Origin of the sequence: Mycobacterium sp., from assembly GCF_044370595.1 — a bacterium.
Lineage (GTDB): Bacteria > Actinomycetota > Actinomycetes > Mycobacteriales > Mycobacteriaceae > Mycobacterium.
In genome coordinates this window covers 1-8068 of the sequence record NZ_JBILVF010000153.1, presented here as the reverse complement: position 1 = coordinate 8068, position 8068 = coordinate 1, and the positions used below count along the sequence as shown (strand labels likewise).

At 67.9% G+C, this 8068-nt stretch carries 7 protein-coding genes and 1 pseudogene; 3 read left to right on the top strand and 5 right to left on the bottom strand.

Features of this window, described 5'->3' with window-relative positions; all coding sequences use genetic code 11:
* Positions 1–114: 114 nt before the first annotated feature.
* Together ADBZ5N_RS15695 and ADBZ5N_RS15690 are read right to left on the bottom strand one after the other, a co-directional pair.
* Positions 115–882, bottom strand: a complete 768-nt coding sequence (locus tag ADBZ5N_RS15695; RefSeq protein ID WP_526258962.1) for a hypothetical protein — start codon at positions 880–882, stop codon at positions 115–117.
* Between the two features lie 86 nt (positions 883–968).
* Positions 969–1589 (bottom strand): carbonic anhydrase, encoded by a 621-nt coding sequence (locus tag ADBZ5N_RS15690; RefSeq protein WP_526258960.1) that lies wholly within the window; start codon positions 1587–1589, stop codon positions 969–971.
* A gap of 49 nt (positions 1590–1638) precedes the next feature.
* On the opposite strand from ADBZ5N_RS15690, the gene ADBZ5N_RS15685 reads away from it, so the two are divergent.
* Positions 1639–2517 (top strand): iron-sulfur binding domain-containing protein, encoded by an 879-nt coding sequence (locus ADBZ5N_RS15685; RefSeq protein WP_526258957.1) that lies wholly within the window; start codon positions 1639–1641, stop codon positions 2515–2517.
* 78 nt (positions 2518–2595) lie between these two features.
* Here ADBZ5N_RS15685 and ADBZ5N_RS15680 read toward each other — a convergent pair whose 3' ends face one another.
* Positions 2596–3357 (bottom strand): alpha/beta fold hydrolase, encoded by a 762-nt coding sequence (locus ADBZ5N_RS15680; RefSeq protein ID WP_526258955.1) that lies wholly within the window; start codon positions 3355–3357, stop codon positions 2596–2598.
* A gap of 56 nt (positions 3358–3413) precedes the next feature.
* Here ADBZ5N_RS15680 and mhuD point away from each other — a divergent pair, with 56 nt between their 5' ends.
* Together mhuD and ADBZ5N_RS15670 are read left to right on the top strand one after the other, a co-directional pair.
* The gene (mhuD, locus tag ADBZ5N_RS15675; protein WP_526258953.1) at positions 3414–3728 is read left to right on the top strand and encodes a mycobilin-forming heme oxygenase MhuD; all 315 of its coding nucleotides are present in this window, start codon (positions 3414–3416) and stop codon (positions 3726–3728) included.
* A complete protein-coding gene (locus tag ADBZ5N_RS15670) occupies positions 3706–5046 on the top strand; it encodes a serine hydrolase (RefSeq protein ID WP_526258951.1) in 1341 nt (446 codons plus the stop codon). The genes mhuD and ADBZ5N_RS15670 overlap by 23 nt, the downstream gene beginning before the upstream one ends.
* Positions 5047–5130: 84 nt before the next feature.
* On the opposite strand, the gene clpC1 is transcribed toward ADBZ5N_RS15670, so the two are convergent.
* Both clpC1 and lsr2 read right to left on the bottom strand, forming a co-directional pair.
* Complete coding sequence (gene clpC1 / locus ADBZ5N_RS15665) at positions 5131–7668, bottom strand: ATP-dependent protease ATP-binding subunit ClpC (protein WP_526258949.1); 2538 nt, start codon at positions 7666–7668, stop codon at positions 5131–5133.
* Between the two features lie 236 nt (positions 7669–7904).
* Positions 7905–8068: pseudogene (lsr2, locus tag ADBZ5N_RS15660) on the bottom strand (histone-like nucleoid-structuring protein Lsr2); the annotation flags it as partial.

Genomic DNA, 8068 nt, shown 5'->3' with positions numbered 1-8068 from the left:
CGACCGGCCTGCGGATGCGGGAATGCGCCACCATCAACGATGCGCTGCGTGCGGTGCTTTCCCTGACGACGGCAGCAGCACCGGCACCGTCTCGCTAGCCCTGGCGGTCAGTCGTCAGCCTGCCGGAGCAGGACCCGGCGCCGGGCCGGGTGCAGGTGCCGGTTCGACAGGCGGCGGGGGTTCGGCTGCCGGCGGCGGGGGCGGCGGCGCGTCGGCGAGGACGAAGGGTATCTCCGCCGAACGCAGATTGCCCAGTTGCACAACCAGGTTGTAGGTCCCCGGACCGATCGGTTCACGCGGGAGCGGGCACTGCGGCGCCGAACCCATTCCCGTCCAGGTGACTTCAGTGGTGACCTGCTCGCCGGGGTTGAAGGTTTTGACCAGGGTCTCGTTAGAGGGCGCGCAGTCGAGGTTGGACCAGAGCCGATTGTTGTCCAGCGAGTAGACGTAGGCGGCCAGCACCGCTGCGCCGACGTCCCGCTTGCAGGCCACCAGACCGATGTTGGTCACCACCATCGTGAACTTGGGCTGATCCCCGATCACATACTGCGGGGCATTGGTGACACCTTTGATCGCCAGGTTGGAGTCGGGGCAATCATCGCCGGCCTGCAGCACCGGCGGCGGCGCAACGGCGGAGGTCGGCGTGGGAGTCGGTGCCGGACTGGATTCGGCCGGCGGCACGACAGGAGTTTTATCCTCCGGCTGGGGGATCTGCGCAGTCTCCGACTGGGCGGTGTCCTTGCCCGAGTCGGAACCCCCGAACAGGGCGAATGCTACGCCCGCGACCAGGGCGATGGCCAGCAACGCGATGCCCAGGGCTAGGCCGCGGCGCCGCCAGTAAACCTGGGACGGGAGCGGGCCATGCGGTTCTAGATCCAGCACGAATACACGGTAAGCCGAGGTCATCGCGAGGCGTCCGACCCTGCTCGGCGTGTCGCCTTGTTCGCTGGGCGCCCGGCGTACTCGAGTTAGTCGACGCCGATATCGCCGAGGTGTTCGCGCAACACGATGCGGCCGTCGGCCAGCAGGTACGTGACCCCGACGATGGCTAACTCGCCATTCTTGACCCGGTCGCCGATGGCGATGGACCTGGCGAGCAGTTGGGCTCCGGTTTCGATGACGTGCCGGGCCTCGAACTCATCGACCCGGGTCAGTCCGTCGCGGCGGCCCAGCATGATCGACGGCGTCACCCGCTCGACGACGTCGCGAACGAAGCCGCTGGGCACCTTGCCCTCGTCGAGGGCCGCGAGGGTGGCCTGGACCGCCCCGCAGCTGTCGTGGCCGAGTACCACGATCAGCGGGACATTCAGCACGGTCACCGCGTACTCGACGGATCCCAGTACCGCAGAGTCGATGACGTGGCCGGCGGTGCGGACCACGAACATGTCCCCCAGGCCTTGGTCGAAAATGATCTCCGCGGCGACGCGGCTGTCGGCGCATCCGAAAACCACTGCGGTGGGGCGCTGGGCGACGGCGAGGCTGGCGCGATGCTCGATGCTCTGGCTGGGATGGGCAGGCTGCCCGGCCACGAACCTGTCGTTACCCTGCTTGAGTGCCATCCACGCTTGCGCAGGGCTGGTTTCGGACATGGTCGGTATTGTGCACTGCCACCGAAGCAGGCCGACCGGCGGACAGCCCGTGAGCATCCCCGCCGCCGAACTTGTGCGCTGGTATGCGCAGTCCCGCCGGGACCTTCCGTGGCGGGCGGACGGGGTGACCGCCTGGCAGATCCTGGTCAGCGAGTTCATGCTGCAGCAGACCCCGGTGGCGCGGGTGGCGCCGATCTGGGTGGACTGGGTCGCGCGTTGGCCGACGCCCTCGACGACCGCGCAGGCCGGTGCCGCCGCAGTGCTGCGGGCGTGGGGCAAGTTGGGATACCCGCGACGGGCCAAGCGTCTGCACGAGTGCGCGACGGTGGTCGCCACCGAACACGGCGACGTGGTGCCCGACGACGTGGAGACGCTGCTGGGCTTGCCCGGCGTCGGTGCCTACACGGCGCGCGCAGTGGCCTGCTTCGCCTACGGCAAGACGGTGCCCGTCGTCGACACCAATGTGCGCCGGGTGGTGGCCCGGGCGGTGCACGGCAGGGCCGATGCCGCGAACCCTTCGGCGGTACGCGACCATGCCGAGGTCGCGGCCCTGCTGCCAGAAGACGGTTCAGCGCCGGTCTTCTCAGCGGCGCTCATGGAATTGGGCGCGACGGTGTGTACCGCCCGTTCGCCCAAGTGCGGTATCTGTCCGCTGACCGCGTGCGCCTGGCGGGAAGCCGGGTGTCCGGCCGGTGAGGGTCCACCGCGGCCGGTTCAGCGCTACGCCGGAACCGACCGTCAGGTGCGCGGCAGACTGCTCGACGTGCTGCGCGCCGGCGCCGGGCCGGTGGACCGCGCCCAGTTGGATGTGGTGTGGCTGACCGACACCGCCCAGCGCGACCGGGCCTTGGACTCGCTGCTGGTCGACGGTCTGGTGGAGCAGACTTCCGACGGCCGCTTCGCGCTGGCCGGCGAAGGCGACGACTAAAGCCCCGAGCGTTACGCCCCCGCGACGCTGGGCGCCGAGTGTGACGCTGGAGCGGGTTTGGGCGTCACCCAGTGGGCGTCATAGGTCAAGCGCGGCCAGGAACGACTCGACCGCCCCGCGATACTCCTCCGGGGCGTCGTCGTGCACCAGGTGGCCGGCACCGGGCACCTTCACATAAGTGGCACGCGAACCGGCCAACTCCGCCATCCGTCGCATCTGCCCCGGTGGCGCCACCGAACCGCCGGCCTCGATCAACAGCACCGGCGCCTGCACCGCCCGCCACTGCTGCCAGTAGTCCCGGGTTCCCCACTCGGCGGCGACGGCGATCCACCGCCCAGGCTTGCCGTGCAGCCGCCAACCCGTGGGTGTGCGGTCGAACGCTTCCAGGAAGTACCTGCCCGCGACGGGGCCGAACTCGGCGAAAACCGCATCGGCGGAACCGAATTCGGCGGGTAGTGCGTGCAGCCACGGCTCCCACGCTCCGACGGTGCGACCGATGAAGTCGGGGGCCATATCCTCCACGACCACCGCGTCAACCAGTTCCGGGCGGGCTGCAGCCAGGCACCACGAGTGCAGGGCGCCCATGGAATGCCCGATCAGCACGGCCGGGCAGTCGAGGTCTTCGACGGCGGCACCGAGTTGGACGATGAAGTGTTCGGTGCTGATCGGCGCCCGGTCATCGTCGTCGACGCCGCGGTGCCACGGCGCGTCATAGGTGTACACCGCCCCGTGCCCGGTCAGCCACTGCACCTGACGCGACCAGGTGCTGCCGCGACCCATCAGGCCGTGCACCAACACCAGGGGTCGCCCGGTGCCGCCGCGAAAGGTCAGGGAGCTCACCGTCTCATCTTGCCGGGAGGCCCCGTGGTGATAAACGCTGCCGGTAACCTGACCCCATGGCCGTGGTGAAGATCAACGCAATCGAGGTGCCACCAGGTGCGGGTCCAGAACTGGAGAAGCGGTTCGCCCACCGCGCCCACGCCGTCGACAATCAGCCAGGGTTCCTCGGCTTCCAGTTGCTGCGACCGGTGAAGGGTGAGGACCGCTACTTCGTGGTCACCCAGTGGGAGTCTGAGGATGCGTTTCAAGCCTGGGCGTCCGGACCGGCGATCGCCGCCCACGCCGGTGAACGGGCCAACCCGGTGTCCACCGGCGCTTCGCTACTGGAGTTCGAGGTCGTGATGGACGTTGCCGCGTCCGACAAGCACTAGGCCCCGGCGCGCGGTGGCTCTCGCCGCCACGCTGACCACCGCACTGTGTCTGGCCACCAGTTGCGCGCCCCCACCGGAACCGGTCGCCAACGCGGGTTCCCAGATCGCCCTGAACACTCCGCAGGGCGTACGGGCCAAGCAGGTCCTGGACATGCTCAACTCCGATTGGCCAATCGGAACCCACAGCGTGGCGACCCTGGCGGCGCCGGACATGATCGACCCGATCACCGCAAGTCTGGAGTCACTGTGGTGGGACCGGCCCTACACCCTGACCGGGGTGGACATCGGGGCAGGTTCGGCCAAACTGCATCTGATCAGTTCATTCGGGGCGCAGCAGGACGTCGAACTGCGCACCGACGACCAGACCATGGTGAGCCGCCTGGTGATGGACACCCACAAGCCGGTCATCAACTCCTGGCAAGATGTCGATGCGGCACTCGAGCGCACCGGTGCGCGGTACTCGTGGGCGGTCTCCAAGGTCAATGACGGCAGCTGCGCGAAAGTGGCCGGGACCAACACCGCCGATTCGCTGCCGCTGGCGTCGATCTTCAAAACCTATGTCCTCTATGCCGTCGAAGATGCGATCCGGGCGGGCACCCTGGGCTGGGGTGACCTGCTCACCATCACCGCCGAAGCCAAGAAGCTCGGGTCATCGGGCTTCGACGAACTGCCGCCCGGTACCCAGATCAGCGTGCGGCAGGCGGCCGGCAAGATGATCGCGACCAGTGACAACATGGCGACCGACCTGCTCATCGGCCGCCTCGGCACCCAAGCTGTGGAGCGGGCTCTGGTCAGCGCCGGGCACCACGACCCGGCCAGCATGACGCCGTTTCCGACGATGCGCCAGATCTTCGCCGTCGGCTGGGGCAACCCGGATGTCCGGGAGCAGTGGAAGTCGGCATCCCCGTCGGACCGGGCGGTGCTGCTGCGGGAGACCAATGCCCGCCCCTACCAACCGGATCCGGAACGCACCCGCTCCCCCGGGTCGGCCTATGGGGCAGAGTGGTACGGCAGCGCCGAGGACATCTGCCGGGTCCATGCCCGACTGCAGCGCAATGCAGTCGGGCCGGCGGCCCCGGTTCGCGACATCATGGCGGAGGAACCGGGCATCGACCTTGACCGCCGGGACTGGCCCTATATCGGCGCCAAAGCCGGCAACCTGCCCGGCGATCTGACTTTCAGCTGGTATGCCGAGGACCGCACCGGTCAGGCGTGGGTGGTGAGTTTCCAACTCAACTGGCCGCGCTACCACAGCCCGAACGCGGGCGGCTGGGTGATGACCATCATCAAGCAGGTATTCGGCATGCTGCCGCGCTAACGCTGGCCAGCCCCCGCCGCCGAGCGATGCGAGACGCCAAGACGGGCGGCCACCAACAGGTGACCGCCCGTTTCGGCGGGGCCATCAATCCGAGGTGGTGATCACCGCGGCGGTCGCATCGGCGAGATCCGACTCGATGACGGACCGCTTCGGCCCACCGCTGAAGGTGAACTTGGCATCCTCACCGGCCCCCTCGCCGTCCCAGTTCTCGACGTCGACGGTGACCAGCTGACCGGGGCCGACCTCCTCGAAGAGGATCTTCTCGCTCAGAGTGTCCTCGATCTCGCGCTGAATGGTCCGACGCAGCGGGCGGGCACCCAGGACCGGGTCGAAGCCCCGCTTGGCCAGCAGCGACTTGGCCCTGTCCGTCAGCTCCATCTCCATGTCCTTGGCCTTGAGCTGCTTGCCGACCCGGTTGACCATCAGGTCGACCATCTGGATGATCTCGTCCTTGGTCAGCTGGTGGAACACGATGATGTCGTCGATGCGGTTGAGGAACTCCGGCCGGAAGTGCTTCTTGAGTTCGTCGTTGACCTTCTGCTTCATCCGCTCGTAGTTGTTCTCCCCGCCACCCTGGGTGAAGCCCAGCCCGACGGCCTTGGAGATGTCGGAGGTGCCCAGGTTCGAGGTGAAGATCAGCACCGTGTTCTTGAAGTCCACTGTCCGACCCTGGCCGTCGGTCAGGCGACCATCCTCGAGGACCTGCAGCAGGGTGTTGTAAATCTCCTGGTGCGCCTTCTCGATCTCGTCGAAGAGCACCACCGAGAACGGCTTGCGGCGCACCTTCTCGGTGAGCTGACCGCCCTCCTCGTAGCCGACGTACCCGGGCGGGGCGCCGAACAGCCGCGAGGCGGTGAACCGGTCGTGGAATTCGCCCATGTCGATCTGGATCAGCGCGTCGTCGTCGCCGAACAGGAACTCCGCGAGCGCCTTGGACAGCTCGGTCTTACCGACACCGGACGGTCCGGCGAAGATGAACGACCCCGACGGGCGCTTGGGATCCTTCAGGCCGGCGCGGGTGCGGCGGATGGCCTTCGAGACGGCCCTGACGGCGTCTTCCTGGCCGATGATCCGCTTGTGCAGTTCATCCTCCATCCGCAGCAGCCGGGTGGTCTCCTCCTCGGTGAGCTTGAACACCGGGATACCGGTCCAGTTGCCCAGAACCTCGGCGATCTGCTCGTCGTCGACCTCGGCCACGACGTCCATATCGCCTGCGCGCCACTGCTTTTCGCGCTCGGCGCGCTGAGCGACCAGCTGCTTTTCCTTGTCCCGCAAGGAGGCGGCTTTCTCGAAGTCCTGGGCGTCGATCGCCGATTCTTTCTCCCGGCGGGCGTCGGCGATCTTCTCGTCGAACTCGCGCAGGTCCGGCGGCGCGGTCATCCGGCGGATCCGCATCCGGGCGCCGGCCTCGTCGATCAGGTCGATGGCCTTGTCCGGCAGGAATCGGTCGTTGATGTACCGGTCGGCCAGGGTGGCCGCCGCGACTATCGCGGCGTCGGTGATCGACACCCGGTGGTGGGCCTCGTAGCGGTCCCGCAGCCCCTTGAGGATCTCGATGGTGTGCGCCACCGACGGCTCGCCGACCTGGACCGGCTGGAAGCGGCGTTCCAGGGCGGCGTCCTTCTCGATGTACTTGCGGTACTCGTCGAGGGTGGTCGCGCCGATGGTCTGCAGCTCACCTCGGGCCAGTTTGGGCTTGAGGATCGAGGCGGCGTCGATCGCGCCCTCGGCGGCGCCGGCGCCGACGAGGGTGTGCAACTCGTCGATGAACAAGATGATGTCGCCGCGGGTGTTGATCTCCTTGAGCACCTTCTTCAGGCGTTCCTCGAAATCACCGCGATAGCGGCTGCCGGCCACCAGCGACCCGAGGTCGAGGGTGTAGAGCTGCTTGTCCTTCAGCGTCTCGGGCACCTCGCCGTTGACGATGGCCTGGGCCAGACCCTCGACGACGGCGGTCTTACCGACGCCGGGCTCGCCGATCAGCACCGGGTTGTTCTTGGTGCGTCGGCTCAGCACCTGCATCACCCGCTCAATTTCCTTCTCGCGGCCGATGACCGGGTCGAGTTTGCCTTCCATCGCGGCGGCGGTCAGATTACGGCCGAACTGATCGAGCACCAGCGACGTTGAGGGGTTGCCCGACTCGCCTCCGCGCCCGCCGGTGCCGGCTTCGGCGGCCTCCTTGCCCTGGTACCCGCTGAGCAACTGGATGACTTGCTGGCGCACCCGGGTCAGTTCGGCTCCGAGCTTGACCAGCACCTGCGCCGCCACGCCTTCGCCCTCGCGGATGAGGCCGAGCAGGATGTGCTCGGTGCCGATGTAGTTGTGGCCGAGTTGCAGCGCCTCGCGCAGCGAAAGCTCGAGGACCTTCTTGGCGCGGGGGGTGAACGGGATGTGTCCCGACGGCGCCTGCTGGCCCTGGCCGATGATCTCCTCGACCTGGGAGCGCACGCCCTCCAACGAGATGCCGAGGGATTCCAGGGACTTGGCCGCGACGCCCTCGCCCTCATGGATCAGTCCCAGCAGGATGTGCTCGGTGCCGATGTAGTTGTGGTTGAGCATCCGGGCTTCTTCCTGAGCCAGGACGACCACCCTGCGGGCGCGGTCGGTGAATCTCTCGAACATCGCCTGTTACCTGCTTCCGTCACTACGCGGCAGTCACCGCGCACCTGGAGTTCCACTCTAGTGGGCGGCTCGGGGAGGTGCTCTCTCCGTGTTCGCCGCCCACCGTCAACGCGGACACAGCAGTGCAACGCCACAGACCGCCGATTCGTTTCCCAGTATCGCCAGCAGGCATTTCGCGGCGAGCGAAACAGTGCTGACGAGACCGTGACGATGCCCGTGCGGCCTGGTGGAGCCCCCTAGGTTGCGGCGTGGAACGCCTCGATCACCTCGGCCGGGATGCGGCCGCGGGTCGAGACCTTGTGCCCGTTGCGGCGGGCCCAGTCGCGGATGGCGGCGCTTTGTTCGCGGTCGATCGTGCCGCGGCCGGACCGGCCCGGTGCGGCCGGCCGTCCCCGGCGCC